Genomic DNA, 25548 nt, shown 5'->3' with positions numbered 1-25548 from the left:
CGCTCAGAAGAGGCGGTGCATGCTCGTGTCGATGCCCTTGAGCTCGTCGTAGTCGAGGGTGACGCAGCGGATGCCGCGGTCCTCGGCGAGGGTGCGCGCCTGCGGCTTGATGACCTGGGCGGCGAAGACGCCGGTGACCGGCCGCAGCGCCGGGTCGCGGTTCATCAGCTCGAGGTAGCGGGTCAGCTGCTCGACGCCGTCGATCTCACCGCGGCGCTTGATCTCGACGGCGACGCTGACCCCCTTCGCGTCCTTGGCGAGGATGTCCACGGGACCGATGGCGGTCATGTACTCACGACGCACCAGCGTGTAGCCCGCGCCCAACGTCTCGATGTGCTCGGCGAGCAGACGCTGCAGGTGGGCCTCGACGCCGTCCTTGACCAGACCCGGGTCGACGCCCAGGTCGTGCGCGGAGTCGTGGTGGACCTCGTGGAGCTTGACCCGCAGGCGGTCCTCGGACTTGGCGTGCTGGACGTTCCACACCGCGATCGCGCCCTCGGCGGCCTCGGCCTCGTCCGGCTCGACCTCCGCCATGGAGCACGGCGGGGCCATCCAGTTGAGCGGCTTGTACGAGCCCCCGTCGCTGTGCACGAGGACCGAGCCGTCCGCCTTGACGATGAGCAGACGGGACGCCAGGGGCAGGTGGGCGTTCAGCCGCCCCTCGTAGTCGACGCTGCAGGTCGCAATCACCACTCGCACCCCGCAGACCCTACGCGCACATGGCTTTGCCGGGCGATCGCCCTGTGCGGACCGTCACGCCGCGAACCCCTACCAGCCGGTCAGGAGGGCTGCGATAGTGCCTGTCATGTCAGACTCCCGCGCCCTCGCAGACGCCCTCGTCTTCCCGTACCTGAACCACGCCGCCTCGATGTTCGACGAGCAGTACGCCTCGCGCGAGGACATCGACAACGGCATGCGCTTCGGCTGCGGCCTGCCCCGGGGTCCGCTCGCCGTCATCGACGAGCTCGGCCTCGAGACCGTCCGCGACTCGCTCGCTGCGCGCTTCGCCGAGACCGGTGACCCGCGCCACGAGCCCAACCCGGCCATCGAGCGGCTCATCGCCGAGGGGCGCACCGGTCAGGCCGCGGGCAAGGGCTTCTACACCTACGAGGGTGGCGAGGTCGTCGCCGACGAGCTGACCCCCTCCGACACCGGCCATGGCGACGCCCGACCGATCAAGACCGTGGGTGTCGTCGGCTCCGGCACGATGGCCACCGGCATGATCGAGGTCTTCGCGGCCAACGGGTTCCCCGTGACCTACATCGCCCGCAGCCAGGACAAGGTCGACGCCGTCGCGGCGAAGATCGAGAAGAACCTCTCGCGCCAGGTCAGCAAGGGCCGGCTCGAGCAGGGCGACGCCGACGCGATCCTCGGCCGCCTCACCGGCGCCACCCAGCGCGAGGCCCTGGGCGACGTCGACATCGTCGTCGAGGCGATCGCCGAGGAGATCGGCATCAAGAACCAGCTCTTCGCCGACCTCGACCGCATCTGCAAGCCGGGCGCCGTGCTCGCCACGACCACCTCGTCGCTGTCCATCGCCGACCTCGCCGCGCAGACCAAGCGCCCGCAGGACGTCGTCGGCATGCACTTCTTCAACCCCGCCCCGGTGATGAAGCTGGTCGAGGTCATCAACCACCCGACGACCGGTCAGGACGTCCTCGACACCGTCCTCGACCTGTGCCGCAGCACCCGCAAGGTGCCGGTGCGCTGCGCCGACCGGTCCGGGTTCATCGTCAACGCGCTGCTCTTCCCGTACCTCAACGACGCCATCAAGGCGCACGAGGAGGGCGCGGAGCTCGACACGATCGACAGCGCCATCACCGAGCACTACGGCTACCCGATGGGTCCCTTCGCCCTGCTCGACGTCGTCGGCAACGACGTGGCCCTGGCCATCGAGGAGGAGCTGCTCGCCGAGTTCGAGCACGAGTCGCTCACCCCCGCCCCGCTGCTGCGGGAGCTCGTCGGCGCCGGCAAGCTCGGCCGCAAGACCGGTGAGGGCTTCCGCGCCTACTGACAGCCGTGCACAGGAGGGACTCCTATGGCATTACGTGGCTGGATCTGCCACGTGGTGCACCGGGAGTCCCTTGTGTGTACACCCCGGGGCCGGGTGGCTCAGTGGGGCCGCTCGGACGGGGCGATGAGCATCTCCGGCGGCACCTGCCCGGCCCCGACCACGCCGCTGAGCAGCATCGGGTCGACGCGCTCGCCGCGACGCAGCACGCTGATGGTCCCCGAGGGCTCGAAGGTCACCGCCACGACCTCGTCGAAGTGCCGCACGCCGGCCAGGCGCAGCCGGGACTGCAACTCGCCGGGCAGGACGTGGCAGCGGCGCATGTGCTCCTCGATGACGTGCGGGCCGGCCATGAGCAGCACCGGCGGGTTGACCACGACGTGCTGCACGCCGGCGCGTTGGCGCAGGATGCCGACGACGCCTTGGATCGCGATGAGGGTCGTCAGGGCGACGAACCCGCCGGCCAGCACGGGGATCTCGCCCAGCGCAGCCCGGCCGATGATCGAGCCGAAGGCGATGACCGCCACGAGGTCGAAGCTCGACATCGATGACAGGACCCGCTGACCCAGGACACGCACCAGCACGAGCATGCACAGGTACATGCCGACGGTGGCGATCGCGACGGCGAGCGCCTCGAGCGGGCTGATCCACAGCAAGTCGGTCACGGGGTCTCCTCCTCGGGTGGCGTCGGCCCCATGGTGCACCCTGCGTCAACTCCTCTGGGACGATGGGTACATGCCTCGCGCCAATCGCCGCCGACGCGACGAGCACCGACCGCTCGCGCTCGGTCGGGCTCCGCAGACGCGAGTGACCTGGATGGGCCGGGCGTGGATCGTGCGGCAGTTGACCGGACAGACCTCGACCCGGGTCTACACCTGCCCCGGCTGCACCCACGAGATCCGGCCGGGTACCGCGCACGTGGTCGTCTGGCCGGACGACGGGCTCGGGGGAGCGGACGACCGGCGCCACTGGCACAACGCCTGCTGGAAGGCCCGGGACCACGGCCGCTACGGGCGCTGACCTCCCTTCGCCCTCCTGACCGCGCATCCGCCCGGGGAGGGGTTTGCCTTCGAGACGGTTGCTGCGCAACCTGCCTCAGGCAGCGTGAATGTCACCGGTTGGGGAGATGCGTGCACGGTGCAAGAATCGTCCGGTGCTACCACGCCTCGTCCGCCGCCACCTGAGCGGCACGGGTGGTCGGGTCGCGGCGCTGCTCGCCCTGCAGATGGTCGCCACCCTCGCCTCCCTCTACCTGCCCAGCCTCAACGGCGAGATCATCGACAACGGCGTGGCCACGGGCGACACCGACTACATCGTGCGCCACGGCGGGTTCATGCTCGCGGTCTCGGTCGTGCAGATCGTCACGACGGTCGCGGCGACGTGGATCGGCGCCGGTCTCTCGGCGACGATGGCCGCCCGGCTGCGGGCCGCGGTCTTCTCCCGCGTCGGCAGCTTCAGCGCGCAGGAGGTCGCGCGGTTCGGCGCCCCGACGCTCATCTCGCGCACGACCAATGACGTCACCCAGGTGCAGCTGGTCACCAACATGGCGCTGACGATGATGGTCACCGCGCCGATGATGATGATCGGCGGCATCATCATGGCGCTGCGCGAGGACCTCGGGCTCAGCTGGCTCGTGGCCGTCGCCGTCCCGCTGCTCGCCGTCTCGGTGGGGCTGGTGGTCCGGGCGATGGTCCCGAGCTTCCGCCGGATGCAGACGAGCGTCGACACGGTCAATCGCATCCTGCGCGAGCAGATCACCGGCGTGCGGGTCGTGCGTGCCTTCGTGCGCGAAGGGAGTGAGCGCGAGCGTTTCGAGCTGGCCAACACGGAGTACACCGGGTCGGCGATCGCGGTCGGGCGCCTGATGTCGCTCGCCTTCCCGATCGTCATGGTCATCCTCAACGCGTCGACGGTCGCCGTGCTGTGGTTCGGCGCGCAGCGTGTCGAGGCCGGGCAGATGCAGGTCGGAGCGCTCACCGCCTTCATGACCTATCTCATGCAGATCCTCATGTCGGTGATGATGGCGACCTTCATGATGATGATGGTGCCGCGGGCGGCGGTCTCCGCCGGCCGCATCGACGAGGTGCTCTCGACCGAGACCAGCGTCGTGCCACCGACGCACCCGCGGCCGATGGAGCAGGCACGACCGTCCGTCGTCCTCGAGAACGTCGAGTTCTCCTACCCGGGTGCCGACGAGCCGGTGCTGTGCGACGTCGACCTGCGCGCCGAGCCCGGGCGCACGACCGCGATCATCGGCTCGACCGGCGCCGGCAAGACGACGCTGCTCGACCTCGTGCCGCGGCTGCACGACGTGACCGGCGGGCGGGTGCTCGTCGGTGGGGTCGACGTGCGCGAGCTCGACCCCGACGAGCTGTGGCGCAGCATCGCCGTCGTCCCGCAGAAGCCCTTCCTCTTCACCGGCACCATCGCGACCAACCTGCGCCAGGGGCGCCCCGACGCGAGCGACGACGAGCTGTGGGAGGCCCTGCGGATCGCGCAGGTCGAGGACTTCGTCCGCGCGCTCGACGCCGGGCTCGACGCGCCGATCGCGCAGGGCGGGACCAACCTGTCCGGTGGGCAGCGGCAGCGGCTGTCGATCGCCCGAGCCCTCGTGCGACGCCCGGCGATCTACCTGCTCGACGACGCCTTCTCCGCGCTCGACCTGACGACCGACGCGCGGCTGCGCGCCGCCCTTCGTCCCGTCGTGGCCGACAGCGTCGTCCTCGTCGTCGCGCAACGCGTCTCCTCGATCGTCGACGCCGACCACATCGTCGTCCTCGACGACGGGCGGGTCGTCGGCGACGGCACGCACGAGGAGCTGCTCGCGACCTGCCCGACCTATGTCGAGATCGTCGAGAGCCAGGCGGCGCGGGAGGAGGCGGCATGAGCGAGGTGCCCACCGCCGAGGAAAAGGCGGCCGCCGCCCGGCGCGGCCCCGGCTCCGGCCCGCGTCGTGGCCCGATGAACGTCGGGACGCCGGGGGAGAAGTCGAGGAACTTCTGGCCCTCCGCGAAGCGCCTCGTGGGTCGGCTGCGGCCGGAGCGCACCCGGGTGCTCACCGCGATCGCGCTGACGCTCGTCTCCGTCGCGCTCAGCGCGCTCGGGCCGCTCGTCCTCGCCCGCGCGACCGACCGGATCTTCGCCGGTTGGATCGGCGCGCAGCTGCCCGCCGGCGTGCCGGTCGCGACGGTCGTCGAGCAGCTGCGATCGGCGGGGGAGGACCGGCAGGCCGACATGATCGCGGCCATGCCGTACCTCGTGCCCGGGCAGGGCATGGACTTCGGCGCGATCGGCCGGATCCTGCTGCTCGCGCTCGGGCTCTACGTCGTCGCCGCGGTGCTGTCGTGGCTGCAGGGGCGGGTCATCGTCCACGCGGTCAACCAGGTCGTCTTCGACCTGCGAGCCCAGGTCGAGGCCAAGCTGCACCGGCTGCCGTTGCCGTACTTCGACCAGCAGCCGCGCGGTGAGCTGCTCAGCCGGGTCACCAATGACATCGACAACGTCGCGCAGTCGCTGCAGCAGACCCTCAGCCAGCTGCTGACGAGCCTGGTCACCGTCGTCGCGATGGTCTCGATGATGGTGTGGATCTCCCCGCTGCTCGCGATCATCGCGCTCGTGACCATCCCGATCTCGATCGTGCTCACCGGGGCGATCGGCAAGCGCAGCCAGCGGCACTTCATCCAGCAGTGGAAGTCCACCGGTGAGCTCAGCTCGGTCATCGAGGAGACCTACACCGGGCACTCGCTCGTCAAGGTCTTCGGCCGGCAGGCCGAGGTCGACGCCGCCTTCGCCGAGCGCAACGAGCAGCTGCGGGCGGCCGGCTTCGGCGCGCAGTTCGTCAGCGGCATCATCATGCCCGCGATGATGTTCGTCGGGAACCTCAACTACGTCGTCATCGCCGTCGTCGGTGGCCTGCGGGTCGCCTCCGGCACGATGACGCTCGGTGACGTGCAGGCCTTCATCCAGTACTCGCGCCAGTTCACCCAGCCGCTCACGCAGGTCGCGTCGATGGCCAACCTCATGCAGTCCGGCGTGGCCTCGGCCGAGCGGGTCTTCGAGGTGCTCGACGCGCCCGAGCAGGTCGCCGACCCGAGCGGGCCGTCCGTGGCCGGCGCGGGGCACGGGCGGGTGGAGTTCGAGGACGTCTCCTTCAGCTACGACCCCGCGCGGCCGCTCATCGAGGGGCTCGACCTGGTCGTCGAACCCGGTCAGATGGTCGCGATCGTCGGCCCGACGGGTGCCGGCAAGACGACGCTGGTCAACCTCATCATGCGCTTCTACGAGCTCGACTCGGGCCGGATCACCATCGACGGCGTCGACATCACGCGGATGTCGCGCAAGGAGCTGCGCTCGCGGACCGGCATGGTCCTGCAGGACACCTGGCTCTTCGCGGGGACGATCGGCGACAACATCGCCTACGGGCGACCCGGTGCCACCCGGGAGCAGGTGCGGGCGGCCGCGGAGGCGACCTATGTCGACCGCTTCGTCCACTCGCTGCCCGACGGGTACGACACGCACCTCGACGACGAAGGGGGCAACATCTCCGCCGGCGAGAAGCAGCTGGTGACGATCGCCCGCGCCTTCCTCGCCGATCCGAGCCTGCTCATCCTCGACGAGGCGACGAGCTCGGTCGACACCCGCACCGAGCGGCTCGTGCAGCAGGCGATGGCCGCGCTGCGCGGCGACCGGACCAGCTTCGTCATCGCGCACCGGCTGTCGACGATCCGCGACGCGGACCTCATCCTCGTCATGGAGGCGGGGCGGATCGTCGAGCAGGGTTCGCACGAGCGGCTGCTCGCTGCCGATGGCCCCTACGCCAGGCTCTACCGCAGCCAGTTCGCCGCCGCCGTCACGGAGCTGGACACCTCGGTCAACCTGGCCTGACCTCCCTTCGTCGCGCCGCCTGCCCCTACGAACTGTGGCTGGCCACAGCTACGCAGGTCAGCCACAGCACGTGCTGTGGCCGACCATCCAAGGTGTAGCCAGCCACATTTCGTGCGGGCGGGCGGAGGCCGGAGGCCGGACGAGGAGTGCCGCGGACCCGGGCACGACGAAGGGGGTGTGGCCGGACGAACCCGGCCACACCCCCTTCGCGGTGAATCGGTCGATCAGACCGCCTGGAAGCGGTTGATCTCCTTCTCGAACTTGGCGCGCTTCTCGGTGTTGCTCACACCCAGGCCCGGCTCGGGGGCGAGGGCGAGGACGCCGACCTTGCCCTGGTGCTTGTTGTGGTGCACGTCGAGGGTGGCCTGGCCGACCTCCTCGAGCTTGTACGTCTTGCTGAGCGTCGGGTGCACGAGACCGCGGTTGATCAGCTCGTTGGCCTCCCACGACTCGCGGTAGTTCGCGAAGTGGCTGGAGATGATGCTCTTGAGGTTCATCCACAGGTAGCGGTTGTCGTACTCGTGCATGTAGCCCGAGGTCGACGCGCAGGTGATGATCTTGCCGCCCTTGCGGGTGACGTAGACCGAGGCGCCGAAGGTCTCGCGGCCCGGGTGCTCGAAGACCATGTCGACGTCGTGGCCACCGGTGAGCTCACGGATCTTGGCGCCGAGGCGCTTCCACTCCTTGGGGTTCTGCTCGGTGCCGTCCTCGTTCCAGAACTTGTAGCCCTCCGCGTTGCGGTCGATGATCAGCTCGGCGCCCATGGCGCGGCAGATCTCGGCCTTCTCCGGGGAGGAGACGACGCAGATCGGGGTGGCGCCGGCCGCGAGGGCCATCTGCGTGGCGTAGGAGCCGAGGCCACCGGACGCGCCCCAGATGAGCACGCGGTCGCCGAGCTTGAGGGCGCCACCGTTCTTGGAGATCAGCTGGCGGTAGGCGGTCGAGTTGACCAGGCCGGGGGAGGCGGACTCCTCCCAGGTGAGGTGGTCCGGCTTCGGCATCAGCTGGTTGGCCTTGACGATGGCCAGCTCGGCGAGGCCGCCGAAGTTGGTCTCGAAGCCCCAGATGCGCTGCTGCGGGTCCATCATCGTGTCGTCGTGGCCGTCCGCGTCCTCGAGCTCGACGGACAGGCAGTGGGCGACGACCTCGGTGCCGGGCTTCCACTTCGAGACGTGCTCACCGGTGCGCAGGATGACGCCGGAGAGGTCGGAGCCGACGATGTGGTACGGCAGGTCGTGCCGCTTGGAGTACTTGTTGAGGCGGCCGTAGCGCTCGAGGAAGCCGAAGGTCGAGACCGGCTCGAAGATCGAGGTCCACACCGTGTTGAAGTTGATCGCGCTGGCCATGACGGCGACGAGCGCCTCGTCGGGGGCCAGCTCCGGGATCGGCACGTCGTCGATGTGCAGCGACTTGCGCGGGTCCTTGTCGCGGCTCTTGAGGCCCTTGAACATCTCGACCTCGTCCTTGTGGACGGTGGTCGCGCGGTAGGTGTCCGGCAGGGGCAGGTTGGCGTAGGTCTCCTCGCTCCGGTCACCGGAGAGGATCGCGTCGCGGATCTGGTCGATTGCCATGGTGGTGGGGGCTCCTCGGCCTCGTACGGGTGGGTCGGGGTCGTGCGTTCAGTGCAACCTAGGTCGTCATGACCCCGCGCGGGACGGGCTCATGACTGAGTTCACACATGGGTTTGTGGTGCCCGGCCACACAGGCGGGGCGAAGGGAGGGGATCAGTGCCCGGCGTCGGCGGCGGGCTCGACGAGCTCCACGAGGATGCCGCGGGCGTCCTTGGGGTGGATGAAGTTGACCCGCGAGTTGCTCGTGCCCCGCTTGGGGGTGTCGTAGAGCAGGCGCAGGCCGCGCTCGCGCAGGGTCGCGCACACGGCGTCGATGTCGTCGACGCGGTAGGCGAGCTGCTGGATGCCCTGACCGTTGCGGTCGAGGAACTTCGCGATCGTCGACTCGGGGCTCAGGGGGGCGAGCAGCTGGATGCACGAGCCGGAGTCGCCGACGCGCATCATCGCCTCGCGCACGCCCTGCTCCTCGTTGGTCTCCTCGTGGGCGAGCTCCATGCCGAGGGTGTCCCGGTAGAAGGTGATGGCCTCGTCGAGGTCGGGGACGGCGACACCGACGTGGTCGATGGCGGTGAAGAGATCGTTCATGATCGGCAGCCTAGAGACACGAAGGGGGAGCGCGCGCCCCCTTCGTCTGTGAGGCGAGACACCGCTGTGGCGTCCCCCACGAAGGGAGGCCCTGCCCTCCCTTCGTCCACGTCGCTAGGGTGAACGACAGAGCCGTGGCGCCGGGACCGGCGCCGCGGGACCCCGATCATTGTGGAGGCACCCTGATGTCCGATCGTCCCGTGTCCGTCATCGTCGCCGGAGCGCGCACCCCGATGGGTCGCATGAGCGGCTCCCTCAAGGGCTTCTCGGGCTCCGACCTCGGCGGCTTCGCCATCAAGGGCGCCCTCGACAAGGCCGGCGTCAAGGGCGAGGACGTCGACTACGTCATCATGGGCCAGGTGCTCACCGCGGGGGAGGGCCAGATCCCCGCGCGCCAGGCCGCGATCAAGGGCGGCATCCCGAAGAACGTCCCGGCCCTGACCGTCAACAAGGTCTGCCTCTCCGGCATCGACGCCATCGCCCTGGCCGACCAGCTGATCCGCGCCGGCGAGTTCGACATCGTCGTCGCCGGTGGCCAGGAGTCGATGACCAACGCCCCGCACCTGCTCCCCAAGAGCCGCGAGGGCATCAAGTACGGCGACACCAAGCTCAAGGACTCGATGGCCTACGACGGCCTGCACGACGTCATCACCGACCAGGCGATGGGTGCGCTCACCGAGGCCAAGAACGCGGAGAACTCCGACTTCACCCGTGAGCAGCAGGACGCCTTCGCCGCCGCGAGCCACCAGAAGGCCGCGAAGGCTTGGGCCGACGGCAAGTTCGCCGATGAGGTCGTGCCCGTCGAGATCCCGCAGCGCAAGGGCGACCCGGTCGTCTTCGACACCGACGAGGGCGTGCGTGCCGACACCACGGCCGAGTCGCTGGGCAAGCTGCGTCCCGCCTTCGCCAAGGACGGCACCATCACCGCCGGCTCCGCCTCGCAGATCTCCGACGGTGCCGCCGCGGTCGTCGTCATGAGCAAGGCCAAGGCCGAGGAGCTCGGCCTGACCTGGCTCGCCGAGATCGGCGCCCACGGCGTCGTCGCCGGCCCCGACTCCACGCTGCAGGCCCAGCCGGCCAACGCGATCGAGGCCGCTGTGAAGAAGGAGGGCATCTCCGTCTCCGACCTCGACGTCGTCGAGATCAACGAGGCCTTCGCGGCCGTCGGCCTGGCCTCCGCCCAGCAGCTGGGCCTGTCGGACGAGCAGGTCAACCCCAACGGTGGCGCCATCGCCATGGGTCACCCGCTCGGCATGTCCGGTGCCCGCATCACGCTCGCGCTCGCGCACGAGCTCAAGCGCCGCGGTGGCGGCGTCGGTGCGGCCGCGCTGTGCGGTGGCGGCGGTCAGGGCGACGCCCTGATCATCCGCGTGCCGAGCGCCTGAGCTTGACCCGTCACGTCGACGTCCCCGGCCTGGTCGAGGAGGCCAGGACGGGGACGTCCCGCGCTGTCGGCCGGCTGATCTCGCTCGTCGACGACCAGCACGCCGCACTGCCCGAGCTCATGGCGGCCCTCGCGCCGCACACCGGCGGCGCGCACGTCATCGGCATCACCGGTGCCCCCGGCGTCGGCAAGTCCACGACGACCAACGCGCTCGTGCGCGCGCTGCGGGCCCAGGGCCGTCGGGTCGCCGTCCTCGCGGTCGACCCGTCCTCCCCCTTCTCCGGTGGGGCGCTGCTCGGCGACCGGATCCGGATGAACGACTCCGCGGCCGACCCCGGCGTCTACATCCGTTCGCTCGCCAGCCGCGGGCACCTCGGGGGCCTCTCGGTCTCGACGCCCCAGGCGATCCGGGTGCTCGACGCGGCCGGCTTCGACTCGATCCTCGTCGAGACCGTCGGCGTGGGGCAGTCCGAGGTCGAGATCGCCGGAGCCGCCGACACCACCCTCGTCCTGCTCGCGCCCGGCATGGGGGACGGCATCCAGGCGGCCAAGGCCGGCATCCTCGAGATCGGCGACGTCTTCGTCGTCAACAAGGCCGACCGCGACGGCGCCGACTCGACCGTGCGCGACCTGCGGCACATGATCCAGCTCGGTGAGGGCACCGCGCCCGGGGGCTGGCGACGCCAGGTCGTCAAGGCCTCGGCGATGGACGGCACGGGCGTCGACGACATCGCCGACGCGATCGCGACCCACCTGGACTGGCTCGCCTCGAGCGGCCACCTGCGTCGCCGTCGCACCGCCCGCGCGCGCGACGAGATCACCGCCCTGGTCATCGCCCGGTTGCGGGCGCGGATGGGCGACCTCGGCTCGGGCGGGACGCTCGAGACCCTCGCCTCGCGCGTCGTCGACGGCGTGAGCGACCCCTATACGGCGGCCGAGGAGCTGCTGGAGACCTTGGGCGTCTGACCGCTCAGAGGCGCACCTGGCCACACACGTGAGCGGCGCCCACCCGATCGGGTGGGCGCCGCTCACGTGTCAGGGCTCAGAAGCCCTCGGTCACGCGGATCTCGTCCGCGTCGTCGATGTCGTAGATCGCGCCGACGCAGGTCGGCGAGTACTCGGTCTGGCCGGCATCGAGGAAGCCGGTCGTGCACGTGATGTCGTCGAGCACGTTGCCGCCCTCGAGGAAGTAGAACGTCAGGTAGAACGAGTTGCTCGAGCCGCTGTCGTTGCGCACGGTCAGGCCGGAGATGTCGTCGCCGATGACGCTCCAGCCGGACTGCACCGCAGCGCCCTCGACGTTGACCGAGCCGCCCTCGCTGACGACGAGGCCGTCCTCGGCGTCGGCGTTCTTCGACGCGTTGGCCGAGGAGCTGTAGCTGGAGATGCCGTCGCTCGCCTCGTTGGCGCCCCAGATGAGGACGCCGCCGACGGCGCAGCAGCAGAGGAGGACGACTGCGGCGATGATGCCGAGGATCCACCAGAGGGTGTTGTCCTTCTTCGGCGGCGGCCCCGTCGGGCCACCGGAGCCGTAGGGCGTGCCCTGGTACGGGTTCGGGCTGCCGGAGCCGCCGGGTGGCGGCGGGGCGGGATAGGACATGTCGGGATTCCCCCTGCAAGACGTGGCGATTGGAGCGGGTCCGTACCCGCGCGTAGGAGTCTACGTGCCGGTGGCACAGCCCGAGCATCTACGCTGGCCGGGACATGACTGACGACACGACGCCCGGGCTGATCGGCGGCCGCTACGAGACCCAGCGGCCGATCGGTCGCGGTGGGATGGGCACCGTCTGGCTCGCCCGCGACACCGTGCTCGGCCGTCAGGTCGCGCTCAAGCAGATCGGTGACTTCCCCGGTGAGAGCGAAGGGGAGACCCGTCGCGCCATGCGCGAGGCACGGGCCGCGGCGGCCCTGAACCACCCCAATGTCGTCGCCGTCTACGACGTGACCGAGCACGACGGCACCCCGTGGCTCGTCATGGAGTACGTCGCCGGTCCCACCCTGTCCTCCGCGATCCGCGAGCGCGGACCGATGACGCCGAAGGGGGCGGCGGACCTCGGCGCCCAGCTGGCCGGAGCCCTGGCCGCCGCGCACAAGGCCGGCATCGTCCACCGGGACGTCAAGCCCGCCAACGTGCTCATCGGGGGTGGCCGACCCAAGCTGGGCGACTTCGGCATCGCGCGCGCCGGCGCCGACGACCAGCTGACCCAGACCGGGCTGGTCACCGGCACCCCCAGCTACATGGCGCCCGAGGTCGCTGTCGGAGGGCACCACGGCGAGGCCGCCGACGTGTGGGCGCTCGGCGCGACGATCTACTTCGCCGTCGAGGGCAAGGACGCCTACCCCTCCCAGGGCAACGCGCTCGCCACCCTCCGCAGCATCGCCTCCCACCCGCCGCGACGCCCGGAGCGGGCCGGTCGGCTCGAGCCGGTGCTCGCCGACATGCTCTCCCGTGACACCACCCGTCGGGGCACCATGGCCCAGGTCCTGCGGCGACTGGAGAGCATCGCCGCCGGGGGTACCGGCGGCACGCCCGTGGCGGCCGCTCCGACGACCGCCGGGCCGCCCCCCTTCGTCCCCGCTGCGCCGACCGGTCAGCCGTACGCACCGCAGCAGCCGCCCCCTCGCCGTGGTGGCGGATGGCTCTGGGCGCTCTTGGCCGCCGGGGTGGTCGCGCTCCTCGTCGCGGGGATCGCCTTCGCGGTGTCGCGCTCCGAGGGCAACGACGCCGGCTCGCAGACGACGAGCACGGCCGGCACGACGAGTGCGCCGACGACGACCAGCGAGCCGAGCACGACGACCGAGACGACGACGCAGACGCAGACCACGAGCGAGACCTCCGAGCCGTCGGAGTCCTCCACGTCCTCCGAGGGGGACGACATCTCGCAGGACGAGGCGCGCACCTTCATCGAGGACTACTTCTCGACCGTCACCTCCGACCGCGACGCCGCGTGGGACATGCTCGGGCCGAAGCGGCAGACCGACCGTGCGGGCTACGACGAGTTCTGGAGCGGCATCGAGTCGGTCGAGACGAGCGACATCAGCGTGAGCGACGACGGCCGCGAGGTCTCCGTCACCCTCACCTACCAGCCGAAGGACCGGGACGAGAGCGTCGAGCAGCACACCTACGAGCTGACCCGGATCGACGGATCCATCCGCATGACCAAGTGACCCCGGAGGTCCCCGTGCTCCTCGCCTTTTCGATCGCCCCCTCCTCGCCCGACGGCGACGGCTCCTACGCCGAGGCGGTGGCCGCCGCCCTGCGCGTGGTCCGTGACAGCGGCCTGCCGCACGACCTCGGGTCGATGTTCACGACGATCGAAGGGGAGTGGGACGAGGTGATGGCGGTGGTCAAGGGCTGCGTCGACGCGATGGAGCCCTACGGCGACCGGGTCGGCCTCGTCATGAAGGCCGACATCCGGGCCGGTCGCACCGGGCAGATGGCGGCCAAGGTCGAGCGTGTCGAGGGCCTGCTCGCCGCCGACTGAACGTTTCCGCGTCCGTGACCGATTTGTGACATTCAGGCAGGTTTGTCATGGTTGATCGTCCGCCGCAGCGGTGGACACCTCCTTGATCTCCCACGGAAAGCACTGATGTGAGCACGCTCATCCAGCGCGTGGCCGGCGTGGTCCTGGCCCTCCTCGGCCTCGCCGCCGCGGTCCTCGGCGGTTGGTTCCTCGCCAACCTCGGGACCTCCGGCACGGCCACCTTCACCGCCGAGCCCGGCCAGCGCGTCGTCGTCCTCGACCCCGACGTCCTCAACCGCGTCGACCACCCGGTGGCCGTCACCGCCACCGGCGAGGGTGAGCTCTGGAGCGGTACGGCACGCCCCTCCGACGTCGAGGCGCTCCTCGACGACGGGGCCCGCGCCGAGGTCACCGGTGTGGAGGTGCGCGACTGGGCGCTCACCACCGGTGAGGTGGGCTCGGGCGAGGCCGTCGACCCCGGCCGCCTGGACATCTGGCAGGAGTCGACCACCGGAGCCGGTGAGATCGAGCGCACCATCGAGCAGGCCGACGCGCCGCAGACCCTCGTCGTCGCCGCCCCCGAGGGCTCCGAGATCGACTCGGTGACGATGACCATCGAGGACGACGGCTGGGGGACCACCGCCCTGACGACCCTCGTCGTCGGCCTGCTGCTCCTCGCCGCCGGGCTCGTGCTGCTCGTGCGCACCCGCTCCGCCGCCGCGATCCGATCGCGCCTGTCCCGCACCCCGCGTGAGGAGGGCTCCGCATGAGCCGCCGCAAGACCCCCTTCGTCGCCGCTGTCGTCGCCCTCCCCGTCCTCCTCGGCGGGTGCGGGATCGGCAGCTCCATCGCCGGGATCCACGACGCACCCGCCGAGCGCACCGGGGGTGCCTCGGTCTCGTCGGGCACGGCCCGTGAGGTCTCCGACCGCGTCGTCGCCGAGGCGATCTCGGTCACCCGCAAGGACGGCAAGAGCGAGGACGAGCAGCGGGCCGAGGTCCTCTCCGGACCCGCCCTGCGCGAGGTCTCGGCCGCCGTCACGAGCAAGGACCGCACGAGCCGCACCGGCAAGGACGTGGCGGACCTGCAGGTGCTCGCCGTCAGCCGCGGCACCGAGTGGCCGCGCGCCGTGCTCGCGACCTCGCGCAGCAAGGACGTGCAGTACCTCCACGTGCTCGTCGCGCAGGCCGCCGACCAGCCGTACACGCTCTTCGCCGACGTGCCGATGGCCGCCGGTGCGAGCGTGCCGGCGTTGGCGCCGGTGGAGGAGGGCTCCCCGGTGCGCCTGTCCACGTCGCCGTCCAAGGAGGTCCTCGACGTCGCTGACGCGTGGGCCGAGGGCGTGACCTTCCCCGCCGGCGAGCAGCCGACGAAGGTCTCCGTCGGAGACGCCTTCTCCACCGCGCTGCGCAAGAACGCGCAGCAGACGGACAAGGAGCTCGGGAAGCTCGCCGACTACCGCCAGCGCCAGTCGGTCACCGAGGCCGAGACGATCGAGTTCGAGCTCGCCGACGGCGGCAGCCTGGCCTTCGTCCCGATGACCCGCACCGACACGATCAAGGCGACGAAGAAGCTCAAGGAGCTGAAGCTCGAGCAGAACGCGCTGCGGCACATGCTCGAGACCTCGAAGGTCAAGAAGTCCCTGTCCGTGCGGCACGCGCAGACCGTCGCCTTCGTCGTCCCGGCGAAGGGGAAGGGCCAGGTCGTCGGCGCCAGCGACGTGCTGGAGTCGGCTGCGGGCCGCTGAACCCCGCGCCGGTGCGTGGGAGACAATGTCGACATGAGTGATCCGACCCGAGCCCTGCGCGGTGCCGTCGACCTGTCCGGCCTCGGCGCTCCCGCCCGCCCCGCGTCCACGCCCGCCGCTCCCGGTGCGCCGGCCGGCGGACCCGGTGGGCCGGCGCCATCCGGTGCACCCGGTGGGGCTGCCGGCCCCGAGGGGACGCAGCCCCCGGCCGCCCGTGGCACGGGCGCCATCGACGGGCCCGTCGTCGAGGCCACCGACGCGACCTTCAACCAGGTCGTCGGTCGCACGAGCATCGTCCCGGCCGTCGCAGTCGTCTGGTCCTCGCAGCACCCGCAGAGCCGGGCGCTGCTCGAGGACGCGATCGACATCGCCGCCGGACTCGAGGGGCGGATCCAGGTCGTCGGCCTGGACATCGCGACCAACCCGGGCATCATGCAGGCCATCCAGCCGCCGGAGGTCCCGGTCGCGCTCGGTCTCGTGAGCGGGCAGCCGGTGCCGCTCTTCAGCGGGATGGTCGACAAGGAGCAGTTCCGCGCGGTCATCGACCAGCTGCTGCAGCTCGCGGTGCAGCACGGCGTCACCGGCCGGGTCAGTGCGGCGCAGGAGTCGGCGCCCGTCGACGAGGAACTGCCGCCGCTGCACCAGGAGGCCTACGACGCCATCGAGCGCGACGACCTCGACGCAGCGACGGCGGCGTACGAGCAGGCGATCGCCGCCGACCCCAAGGACACCGACGCCCAGCTCGGGCTGGCCCAGGTCGGGCTGATGAAGCGCACCCGTGGCGTCGACCTGCAGGCCGCCCGTGCGGCCGCCGCGGGCGACCCCACCGATGTCGACGCGGCCCTCGTCGTCGCCGACATGGACGTCCTCGGCGGGCACGTCGAGGACGCCTTCGTCCGACTCATCGACCTCGTGCGCGTCACCGCGGGTGACGACCGGGAGCGGGTCAAGACCCACCTGCTCGACCTCTTCGCCGTCGTCGGCAACCAGGACGAGCGTGTCCGCAAGGGCCGCACGAGCCTGATGAGTGCCCTCTTCTGAGCCGAGCTCCCTTCACCTTCACGCCGAGCGCCCCGACGCGCCCGACCCAGCCCTTCCGCACGACACCCGAGACCGCGCATTTCCCCGGGGAAATGCGCGGTCTCGGGTGCATTTCCCCGGGGAAAAGCGGAGTCAGGGGGTCGTGGTCGCGGGGGTGAGGTAGACGGCGCCGAGGGCGGCGACGCGGACCTCGGCCGACCACGGCTGGTCCTGCCAGGGGTGCTCCTGCGCCTCCACGACCACCCCGGCCTGGCTGGGCGAGCCCTCGGCGTCGAAGCCGGAGGTGTCCAGCCGCACCTCCCAGCGCCCCGGGCGCGGCAGCCCGATGCGCAGCGGGGCGCGGTCGACCCCACCGAAGTTGACGACGACCGCCACGACGTCGTCGTCGGCGAACCGGAGGAAGGCGACCGTGTTGCCGTGGTTGTCGTCGGCGTCGAGCCAGCGGAACCCGGCGGGGTCGGCGTCGCGGGCCCACATCGCCGGGTGGGCCGCGGCGAAGGAGTTGAGCTCGGCGACCAGCTCGGCCGTGCGCCGGTGCACCGCGTGGTCGAGCAGGTGCCAGTCGAGCGAACGGCTCTCGGCCCACTCGCTCGTCTGCCCGAACTCGGTGCCCATGAAGACCAGCTGCTTGCCGGGGAAGGCCCACTGGTAGGCGAAGAAGGCCCGCAGGGTGGCGAAGCGCTCGACGTCGTCACCGGGGATCTTGTAGGGCATCGAGCCCTTGCCGTGCACGACCTCGTCGTGGCTGATCGGCAGGAGGTAGTTCTCCGCGTAGGCGTACATCATCGCGAAGCTGAGCAGCGTGTGGTGGTGCTGCCGGTTGACCGGGTCCTCGCCGAGATAGCGCAGGACGTCGTTCATCCAGCCCATGTTCCACTTCAGGCCGAAGCCCAGCCCGCCCTCGTCGGTGGGGCGGGTGACGCCCGGCCACGCGGTCGACTCCTCGGCGACCGTGACGACACCGGGGGAGCGGCGGTAGGCCGTCGCGTTGACCTCCTGGAGGAGCGCGACCGCCTCGAGGTTCTCCCGACCGCCGTGCACGTTGGGCACCCACTCGCCGGGCTCGCGCGAGTAGTCGAGGTAGAGCATCGACGCGACGCCGTCGACGCGCAGCCCGTCGACGTGGAACTCCTCGAGCCAGTACAGCGCGTTGGCGACGAGGAAGTTGCGCACCTCCGGCCGACCGAAGTCGAAGACATAGCTGCCCCAGTCCGGCTGCCACCCGCGCCGCGGGTCCGGGTGCTCGTAGAGCGGCAGCCCGTCGAAGCGCACGAGCGCCCACTCGTCGGTCGCGAAGTGCCCCGGCACCCAGTCGAGGATCACCCCGACCCCGGCGCGGTGGAAGGCGTCGACGAGGAAGCGGAAGTCGTCGGGCGAGCCGAAGCGCGAGTTGGGCGCGAAGTAACTCGTCACGTGGTAGCCCCACGAGGGCGGGTACGGGTGGTCCATGACCGGCATGAGCTCGACGTGCGTGAACCCGTGCCTCACGACGTGGTCGACGAGCTCGGTGGCCATCTCGCGCCACCCCAGACCCTGCCGCCACGAGCCGGGGTGCACCTCGTAGATGCTCATCCGGCCGGTGTGCGGGTCGCTCGCCGCGCGCTGCTCCAGCCACGCCTCGTCCTGCCAGACGTGCCGGGCGGCGGTGACGACCGATCCGGTCGCCGGCGCGGTCTCGGCCAGCCGCGCGAGCGGGTCGGCCTTGTGCCGCAGCACGTCGTCGGCGCCGCGGATGGCGAACTTGTACACGTCCCCTTCGCCCGCGCCGGGCACGAAGAGCTCCCACACCCCGGACGTGCCGAGGGCCCGCATGGGGTGCGCCAGCTCGTCCCAGCCGTTGAAGTCCGCGATGACCGCCACCGCCTTGGCGCGCGGTGCCCACACGGCGAACGAGACGCCCGCGACGGTGCCCATCGGGCCGTCGTAGGTGCGGGGGTGCGCGCCGAGCACGGTCCACAGCTGCTCGTGGCGTCCCTCGTTGATGAGGTGCAGGTCGACCTCGCCGACCGTGGGGACGAAGCGGTAGGGATCGTCGCCGACGTGCTCGACGCCGTCCTGCCACGTCGTGAGCACCCGGTAGTCCATCGTCCGGGTCGCACCGGGGCGCAGCCCGGCGAAGATCCCGTCCCCCTCATGCTCGAGGTCGACCACCACGTCGTCCTCGAAGCGCACGGCCACCCGCGTGGCGAGTGGTCGTCGCACCCGCACCCGCAGCCCTGCGTCCTCGACGTGCTGCCCCAGCACGTCGTGCGGCTGGGCGCTGCGGCCGTGGGCGATCGCCCACAGGGCGCCGGGCAGAGCGGGGTCGGGGACGGGGCTCACGTGCTGACCTCCAGGAGTCGGTCGACGGCGGTGACGGGCAGGGAGAGCCACCCGGGTCGGTGGCGGGCCTCGTAGACGACCTCGTAGAGCGCCTTCTCGAGGACGAAGGCGGTGAGCAGCCCGCCGTGCCCGCGCGGGTCCTCGCCGATCTCGGCGTAGCCGTCGAGGAAGGCGGTCTGGGCGGCGGTGCACCACGCCCGGGCGTCGACCGGTCGGTCGGAGCGCTCGAGCGTGCCCGCGACGTAGTCGAGCGAGCGCAGGATCCCCGCGACGTCACGAAGGGGGCAATCCAGGTCATTGCGCTCGGCCAGCGGCCGCAGCGGCTCGCCCTCGAAGTCGATGAGCACCCACCCGCGGTCGGGGACGTCGAGCACCTGGCCCAGGTGCAGGTCGCCGTGGATCCGTTGCAGCGCAGGCCAGTCCGCCGTCGCCGCGGTCTCGAGGACGGCAGCGACCCGGGCGTCGTGCGCGGACAGGCTCGGGACCTCGCTCGTGGCGAGCGCCGCCCGGCGCCGCATCACCGCGACCTGCCGATCGATGTCGGCCGGCTCCGGTGCACGGGCCGGGAGTGCCCGGGCGAGCGTCTCGTGGACGTGCGCGACCGCGCGGCCCAGCTCGCGCGCCCGGTCGCCGAAGTCGGTGCCTGCCGCCGCCATCTGCAGCGCGGACCGCCAGGCGTCGGTCGTGCCCTCGAGGTACTCCTGGGCGAAGGCCAGCTGGCCGAGGTCGCGGCCGGGGGCGCCGCCCTTCGCGTCGTCGCGCTGCCAGGCTCCGGCCACGTGACCCACGCTCGCGGGGACGAAGGGGGAGTGCGACGCGGCGAGCGCGCCCTGCAGCGTGATGTCCGGGTTTTCCCCGGAGGAGAGCGTGCGGAAGAGCTTGAGGATCACCGGCCCGCCCGTGCCGGGGGTCGGGGTGATGATGATCGAGGTGTTGGACTGCTCGCCGGCCAGCACCCGGCTGGAGCCGACGACCGGGTCGCCGCGCCACGCGGGGTGCGGAGCGCCGACGATGTCGGGGTCGACGGTGTCGGAGACCGAACCCGCCTGTGCCGCAACGCGTCCGCGCAGCAGCTCGAGCATCTGGGTGACGTAGACCGGGTCGTGCGGGGCGTCGTAGACCCACCGGTGACCGAGGACCGAGTGGTCGGTCTCGCCGACGAGCGCGGCCTCGGCGCCGGGCAGCGGCGCGCCCCGGTAGGTGAGCGGCACCTGGTAGACGACCGGGGTCGTGCCCGCCTCGTCGAGCACGACGAGGGTCTCGACGCCGACCTCGCCCTGCGGGTCGTCGAGTCGCCACGAGTCGAGCTTGCGCAGGCGCGGGCGGCCGTGCCCGACGTACCAGCGCTGCCCGCTTATCCACTCGGTGAGCAGCTCCAGTTTGGTGGGGGTGATGTCCGCCCCGCTGTGGATCGTGGCCATCAGGGCTGCCGCACCGAGACGATGTGCACGGGCTCGGTCTCGACGCCCAGGCGCACGTAGGTGGCCTCGCCCCAGTCCCACCGGGCGCCGGTGACGAGGTCCTCGACCTCGAGCCGGTCGCCCCAGTCGCGGCCGAGCGCGGCCATGTCGAGGCGCAGGGTGGACTCGCGGGTCGAGTGCGGGTCGACGTTGGCGACGACGATGACGGTGTCGGTCGTGCCGTCGGGCAGGGTGCGCGACTTCGAGTACGCGATGAGGTTCTCGTCGTCGACGTGGTGGAAGGTGAGGTTGCGCAGCAGCTGCAGGCTCGGGTGCTCGCGGCGGATCCGGTTGAGCATCGTCAACCAGTCGATGAGCGAGCCGCCGGCCTCGACGACCTGGTCCCAGCGGCGGTCCTTGAGCTCGTACTTCTCGTTGTCGATCTGCTCCTCGGCGCCGGGACGCGCGACGTGCTCCATCAGCTCGTAGCCGGCGTAGATGCCCCACGTCGGGACCATCGTCGCGGCGAGGGCGGCGCGCACCTGCCACGCCGCTCGGCCACCGAACTGCATGTAGGGCGTGAGGATGTCGTGGGTCGTCGGCCAGAAGCTCGGCCGCATGTACGCCGCGGCCTCGCCGCTCACCTCGGTCCCGTACTCGACGAGCTCGGGCACGGTGTTGCGCCAGGCGTAGTAGGTGTAGCTCTGCTGGAAGCCGACCTTGGCCAGGGTGTGCATCATCGCCGGCTTGGTGAAGGCCTCGGACAGCCAGATGACATCAGGATGCGACGACGCGACATCACTGATCAGCCACTGCCAGAACTCCACCGGCTTGGTGTGCGGGTTGTCGACGCGGAAGATCTTGACCCCGTGGTCGATCCACACCTGCACGACGCGGCGCACCTCGGCGTAGATGCCCGCCGGGTCGTTGTCGAAGTTGATCGGGTAGATGTCCTGGTACTTCTTCGGCGGGTTCTCCGCGTAGGCGATCGTGCCGTCGGCGCGGGTGGTGAACCACTCGGGGTGCTCGGTGACCCACGGGTGGTCGGGTGAGCACTGCAGCGCCAGGTCGAGCGCGACCTCGAGCCCCTGACGGGTCGCCTCGGCGACGAAGTCGTCGAAGTCCGCGAAGGTCCCGAGCTCGGGGTGGATCGCGTCGTGCCCGCCGTCGGGGGAACCGATCGCATAGGGCGAGCCGGGGTCGTCGGGCCCGGCCTCGAGCGTGTTGTTGGGTCCCTTGCGCGCGGTCGTGCCGATCGGGTGGATCGGGGTCAGGTAGACGACGTCGAAGCCCATCCCCGCGATCGCCGGCAACCGCTGCGCGGCCGTGCGCAGCGTGCCCGTGACCCAGCGTCCGGTCGCCGGGTCGACGTGGGCGCCCTCGCTGCGGGGGAAGATCTCGTACCACGAGCCGAAGAGCGCCAGCTCGCGCTCGACGAGCAGGGGCAGGTCGCGGCTCGGGCTCACCAGCTCGCGGTGGGGCGTGGTGGCCAGCTCGACGGCGGCCGTGCCGGTCGTCACGAGGTGGAGCGCGGCGGTAGCCCGGTGGCCCTCCTCGTCCCGCAGGATCGCGGCGGCGGAACGAAGGGCGGCGCGCCCCCCTTCGTCCCGGTCCGGGTCCGCGGCGGCCCGGTCGAGCACGAGGGCGCCCTCGGCGCGCATGAGGGAGGCGTCGATGTCCGCCGGGATCTTGATCGAGGCGTCGTGCACCCACGTGGCCCACGGGTCGGACCAGCCCTCGACGCGGTAGGACCACAGGCCCTCCGTGTCGGCGACGACCTCGCCCGCCCACTGGCTCAGCCCGGGGTTGGTGCAGGTCATCGGCAGGTGGCGCTCGGTGCCGTGGGGGTCGGTGAGCACGAGGGTCGCGTTGACCGCGTCGTGCCCCTCGCGGAAGACCTCGGCCGTCACGGTGAAGGGCTCACCGACGACCGACTTGGCCGGGCGGGCGCCGTGGTCGACGCACGGACGCACGTCCTGCACGGGGATGCGGCCGAGGGGGTGCTGCGGCGGCCCGGAGACCGGGACCGCCTCGATGGGGGACGGGGCGACGGTGAAGTCGGTGCTCACCACCACAACGTTACCCGCGTGGCCACCCGCAGGACTTGGCACGCTCGCTCGCGACCCCCCAAGATGGGAGGGGTGAAGGCCATTCGACGTTTCAGCGTCCGCACAGCCCTGCCCGAGCCCATCGCCGCCCTAGGCGACCTCGCGATGAACCTGCGGTGGAGCTGGCACTCCCCGACGCGCGAGCTCTTCGCCGGGCTCGACCCGCAGCGCTGGGACGAGGTGCACCAGGACCCCGTGCGGCTGCTGTCCACCTTCAGCAACGCCGAGCTCGAGGAGCTCGCGACGGACGGCGACCTCGTCGCCCGGGTGGGGGAGGCCAAGGCCAACCTCGACCGCTACCTCACCTCCCAGCGGTGGTACCAGGAGGCCTCGGTCCCTGAGGAGCGAGGGACGAGCCTCGAAGGGGGGAGCCTCCCATCCTCGATCGCGTACTTCAGCCCCGAGTACGGCATCACTGCGGTGCTGCCGCAGTACTCCGGCGGGCTCGGCATCCTCGCCGGCGACCACCTCAAGGCCGCCTCCGACCTCGGTGTCCCGATCGTCGGGGTGGGCCTGTTCTACAAGACCGGCTACTTCAAGCAGAGCCTCGACCAAGCCGGCTGGCAGCAGGAGACCTACCCGGTCCTCGACCCGCAGGGGCTGCCCCTGCACCTGCTCCGGGAGGACGACGGCACCCCGTGCGTCATCACGGTCGCGATGCCGGGCGGTGCCTCCCTTCGTGCCCACGTGTGGCGGGCGCAGGTCGGCCGGGTGCCGCTGCTGCTCCTCGACTCCGACGTGCCGGGCAATGATGATGCGATGCGCGCGGTGACCGAGCGCCTCTACGGCGGTGGCGGCGAGCAGCGGCTGCAGCAGGAGATGCTCCTGGGCATCGGCGGCGTGCGCGCGCTGCGCCTGTGGTCGCGCCTCACCGGGGCGCCCGAGCCCGAGGTCTTCCACACCAACGAGGGCCACGCCGGGTTCCTCGGCATCGAGCGGATCAGCGAGTTCACCCAGTCGGCCGGGATGGGCTTCGAGGAGGCCATGGAGGCCGCCCGCGCCGGCACCGTCTTCACCACGCACACCCCGGTCCCGGCCGGCATCGACCGCTTCGACGTCGGGCTCCTCGAGCGCTACTTCGGTGGGCCGCAGGAGCTGCCGGGCGTGCCGCTCGACAAGCTGCGCGAGCTCGGTGCCGAGACCTACGAGGGCGGGTCCGAGGGCGTCTTCAACATGGCCGTCATGGGGCTGCGCCTGGCCGAGCGGGCCAACGGCGTCTCGCAGCTGCACGGCGTCGTCTCGCGGGGGATGTTCGACGGGCTGTGGCCGGGCTTCGACGACGACGAGGTCCCGATCACCTCGATCACCAACGGCGTGCACGCCCCGACGTGGGTCGACGACGCCGTCTACGACATCGCCGCCCAGCACCTCGGCGGCCGCGACGTCGAGGCCTCCGACCGGTGGGACGCCATCCCGGACGTGCCGGGCGAGGCGATCTGGCAGGCCAAGGCGCAGATGCGCGCGCGGCTCGTGCAGGACGTGCGCAACCGCCTGCGCGCCAGCTGGGCCAAGCGCGGCGCCACCGACGCCGAGCTCGGCTGGACCGAGGGCGTCCTCGACCCCGAGGTGCTGACGATCGGTTTCGCCCGCCGCGTGCCGACCTACAAGCGGTTGACGCTCATGCTGCGCGACCCCGAGCGGCTCAAGGCGCTGCTGCTCCACCCCGAGCGGCCCGTGCAGCTGGTCATCGCCGGCAAGTCGCACCCCGCTGACGACACCGGCAAGCAGCTGATCCAGCAGATGGTGCAGTTCGCCGACCAGCACGACGTGCGCCACCGCATCGTCTTCCTGCCCAACTACGACATCGCCATGGCGCGCACCCTCTACCCGGGCTGCGACGTGTGGCTCAACAACCCGCTGCGTCCCTTCGAGGCGTGCGGCACCTCCGGCATGAAGGCCGCGCTCAACGGCGGCCTCAACCTCTCGATCCTCGACGGCTGGTGGGACGAGTGGTACGACGGCGGCAACGGCTGGGCCATCCCCACCGCCGACGGTGTCGCCGACGAGGCCCGCCGCGACGACATCGAGGCCGCCGCGCTCTACGACCTCATCGAGACCGAGGTCGCGCCGCGCTTCTACGACGTCGACGACGCCGGGCTGCCGCAGCGGTGGCTGTCGATGCTGCGGCACACCCTCACCACCCTCGGGCCCAAGGTGCTGGCCACTCGGATGGTGCGCGACTACACCGAGCAGCTCTACGCCCCGGCCGCCGCGCACAACGCCCGGGTCAACGCGGATGACCACGCGGGCGCCAAGGCGCTCGCCGACTACAAGGCCCGCGCCCGCGCCGGCTGGTCCTCGGTCCACGTCGACCACGTCGAGGGCTCCGGCGTCTCGGACAGCCCGCTCGTGGGGGAGTCGCTGCACGTCGACGCCTACGTCGCGCTCGACGGGCTCGCCCCGGACGAGGTCGACGTCCAGGTCGTCGCCGGCCGCGTCGCCCTCGGCACCGACGACCTCGTCGAATGGGACGCCACCTCCCTCTCGCTCGTCGAGGGCTACGAGGACGGCAAGGCCAAGTTCTCCGGCGACGTCCCCATCGAGCGGCCCGGTCAGTTCGGCTGGACCGTGCGGGTGCTGCCGCGGCACGAGCTCATGGCCTTCCCTGCGTCGTTGGGGCTTGTTGCGAACGCTTGATCTTCGGTCCGGCACTGCCCGCTCGGTGGTCCTGCACGACCCGCTCGGCCGGCTTCGTGCGCGGGCTGTGGGAGGGGCGTGACGCTGGGGAAAAGTCCGGACCGCTCTCCCTTCGTCGTGCGTCGGGTGGGCCGTCCGGACTTTTCCTTGAGTCGCGCCACGCCCCTCCCGCCTCCCGCTCCCTTCGTCCCCGCCCGCTCCTCCCGCCCGCTTCGTCCCCTCCCGATCCCTGCCGTCCGGGCCGGCCTTCGGCTCCCTTCGTCCCTCCGCCGGCCTCATCCCTCCCGTTGCTACTCGCGGGTACGACGACATGCTGGGCGGGTGCGGAGGCAGGGATGCCTGCGGATCCGAGGCTGCTGGGGGTGCGGCGGGGCGAGCGTGTCGTCGTACCCGC

20 protein-coding genes are annotated in these 25548 nt (G+C 71.3%); 12 read left to right on the top strand and 8 right to left on the bottom strand.

Going from position 1 to position 25548, the window contains the following annotated elements; genetic code table 11:
* Positions 1-3 precede the first annotated feature (3 nt).
* Complete coding sequence (gene nucS / locus JAN01S_RS08385; protein WP_068316574.1) at positions 4-699, bottom strand: endonuclease NucS; 696 nt, start codon at positions 697-699, stop codon at positions 4-6.
* A 106-nt stretch (positions 700-805) separates the two neighbouring features.
* On the opposite strand from nucS, the gene JAN01S_RS08380 reads away from it, so the two are divergent.
* Complete coding sequence (locus JAN01S_RS08380; protein ID WP_068316572.1) at positions 806-2014, top strand: 3-hydroxyacyl-CoA dehydrogenase family protein; 1209 nt, start codon at positions 806-808, stop codon at positions 2012-2014.
* Between the two features lie 98 nt (positions 2015-2112).
* On the opposite strand, the gene JAN01S_RS08375 is transcribed toward JAN01S_RS08380, so the two are convergent.
* Positions 2113-2676: a DUF421 domain-containing protein gene (locus JAN01S_RS08375; RefSeq protein ID WP_068316570.1), complete on the bottom strand. Its 564-nt coding sequence runs from the start codon at positions 2674-2676 to the stop codon at positions 2113-2115.
* A gap of 70 nt (positions 2677-2746) precedes the next feature.
* On the opposite strand from JAN01S_RS08375, the gene JAN01S_RS08370 reads away from it, so the two are divergent.
* The 3 genes from JAN01S_RS08370 (at position 2747) to JAN01S_RS08360 (ending at position 6895) form a co-directional block, all read left to right on the top strand.
* Positions 2747-3031, top strand: coding sequence for an Rv1322 family protein (locus JAN01S_RS08370; RefSeq protein ID WP_068316565.1), 285 nt, complete (start codon positions 2747-2749; stop codon positions 3029-3031).
* 133 nt (positions 3032-3164) lie between these two features.
* A complete protein-coding gene (locus JAN01S_RS08365) occupies positions 3165-4898 on the top strand; it encodes an ABC transporter ATP-binding protein (protein ID WP_068316561.1) in 1734 nt (577 codons plus the stop codon).
* Positions 4895-6895, top strand: a complete 2001-nt coding sequence (locus tag JAN01S_RS08360; RefSeq protein WP_068316556.1) for an ABC transporter ATP-binding protein — start codon at positions 4895-4897, stop codon at positions 6893-6895. Before JAN01S_RS08365 ends, JAN01S_RS08360 begins: the two co-directional genes overlap by 4 nt.
* Positions 6896-7119: 224 nt before the next feature.
* Here the strand turns inward: JAN01S_RS08360 and ccrA are convergent, their stop codons facing one another.
* On the bottom strand, positions 7120-8460 hold the full coding sequence (gene ccrA / locus JAN01S_RS08355) for a crotonyl-CoA carboxylase/reductase (protein WP_157075669.1): 1341 nt from the start codon (positions 8458-8460) through the stop codon (positions 7120-7122).
* Positions 8461-8619: 159 nt separating this feature from the next.
* On the bottom strand, positions 8620-9051 hold the full coding sequence (gene mce / locus JAN01S_RS08350) for a methylmalonyl-CoA epimerase (protein WP_068316550.1): 432 nt from the start codon (positions 9049-9051) through the stop codon (positions 8620-8622).
* Positions 9052-9236: 185 nt separating this feature from the next.
* Between mce and JAN01S_RS08345 the strand changes: the two genes are divergently transcribed.
* Together JAN01S_RS08345 and meaB are read left to right on the top strand one after the other, a co-directional pair.
* Entirely contained in the window at positions 9237-10436 is a 1200-nt protein-coding gene (locus JAN01S_RS08345; protein ID WP_068316547.1) for an acetyl-CoA C-acetyltransferase, read from the top strand.
* A 2-nt stretch (positions 10437-10438) separates the two neighbouring features.
* Positions 10439-11401 (top strand): methylmalonyl Co-A mutase-associated GTPase MeaB, encoded by a 963-nt coding sequence (meaB, locus tag JAN01S_RS08340; protein WP_068316537.1) that lies wholly within the window; start codon positions 10439-10441, stop codon positions 11399-11401.
* A gap of 76 nt (positions 11402-11477) precedes the next feature.
* Here meaB and JAN01S_RS08335 read toward each other — a convergent pair whose 3' ends face one another.
* Positions 11478-12035, bottom strand: coding sequence for a hypothetical protein (locus JAN01S_RS08335; protein ID WP_068316536.1), 558 nt, complete (start codon positions 12033-12035; stop codon positions 11478-11480).
* Positions 12036-12139: 104 nt separating this feature from the next.
* On the opposite strand from JAN01S_RS08335, the gene JAN01S_RS08330 reads away from it, so the two are divergent.
* The 5 genes from JAN01S_RS08330 to JAN01S_RS08310 all read left to right on the top strand — a co-directional run bounded on the left by JAN01S_RS08330 (position 12140) and on the right by JAN01S_RS08310 (position 16687).
* Positions 12140-13603: a serine/threonine-protein kinase gene (locus tag JAN01S_RS08330; protein ID WP_068316535.1), complete on the top strand. Its 1464-nt coding sequence runs from the start codon at positions 12140-12142 to the stop codon at positions 13601-13603.
* Between the two features lie 14 nt (positions 13604-13617).
* Positions 13618-13920 carry a thiamine-binding protein gene (locus JAN01S_RS08325; protein WP_068316630.1) on the top strand — a complete coding sequence of 101 codons (303 nt, stop codon included), beginning with the start codon at positions 13618-13620 and terminating at the stop codon, positions 13918-13920.
* 107 nt (positions 13921-14027) lie between these two features.
* Complete coding sequence (locus tag JAN01S_RS08320) at positions 14028-14669, top strand: hypothetical protein (protein ID WP_068316532.1); 642 nt, start codon at positions 14028-14030, stop codon at positions 14667-14669.
* Positions 14666-15646, top strand: a complete 981-nt coding sequence (locus JAN01S_RS08315; RefSeq protein WP_068316529.1) for a hypothetical protein — start codon at positions 14666-14668, stop codon at positions 15644-15646. Before JAN01S_RS08320 ends, JAN01S_RS08315 begins: the two co-directional genes overlap by 4 nt.
* A 33-nt stretch (positions 15647-15679) precedes the next feature.
* Complete coding sequence (locus JAN01S_RS08310) at positions 15680-16687, top strand: tetratricopeptide repeat protein (protein WP_068316628.1); 1008 nt, start codon at positions 15680-15682, stop codon at positions 16685-16687.
* A 132-nt stretch (positions 16688-16819) separates the two neighbouring features.
* Here JAN01S_RS08310 and glgB read toward each other — a convergent pair whose 3' ends face one another.
* Genes glgB through JAN01S_RS08295 form a run of 3 tightly spaced genes read right to left on the bottom strand, consistent with a single transcriptional unit; the run spans position 16820 to position 22478 of the window.
* On the bottom strand, positions 16820-19009 hold the full coding sequence (gene glgB / locus JAN01S_RS08305; RefSeq protein WP_068316523.1) for a 1,4-alpha-glucan branching protein GlgB: 2190 nt from the start codon (positions 19007-19009) through the stop codon (positions 16820-16822).
* Positions 19006-20430 (bottom strand): maltokinase N-terminal cap-like domain-containing protein, encoded by a 1425-nt coding sequence (locus JAN01S_RS08300; protein ID WP_068316521.1) that lies wholly within the window; start codon positions 20428-20430, stop codon positions 19006-19008. Before JAN01S_RS08300 ends, glgB begins: the two co-directional genes overlap by 4 nt.
* A complete protein-coding gene (locus JAN01S_RS08295; RefSeq protein ID WP_068316518.1) occupies positions 20430-22478 on the bottom strand; it encodes an alpha-1,4-glucan--maltose-1-phosphate maltosyltransferase in 2049 nt (682 codons plus the stop codon). Before JAN01S_RS08295 ends, JAN01S_RS08300 begins: the two co-directional genes overlap by 1 nt.
* 72 nt (positions 22479-22550) lie before the next feature.
* On the opposite strand from JAN01S_RS08295, the gene glgP reads away from it, so the two are divergent.
* The gene (gene glgP, locus JAN01S_RS08290) at positions 22551-25154 is read left to right on the top strand and encodes an alpha-glucan family phosphorylase (protein WP_068316625.1); all 2604 of its coding nucleotides are present in this window, start codon (positions 22551-22553) and stop codon (positions 25152-25154) included.
* Positions 25155-25548: the final 394 nt, after the last annotated feature.

Origin of the sequence: Janibacter anophelis NBRC 107843 (assembly GCF_001570945.1) — a bacterium.
Lineage (GTDB): Bacteria > Actinomycetota > Actinomycetes > Actinomycetales > Dermatophilaceae > Janibacter > Janibacter anophelis.
The sequence above is the reverse complement of the archived record's forward strand: the minus strand, read 5'-3'. Positions and strand labels throughout refer to the sequence as shown.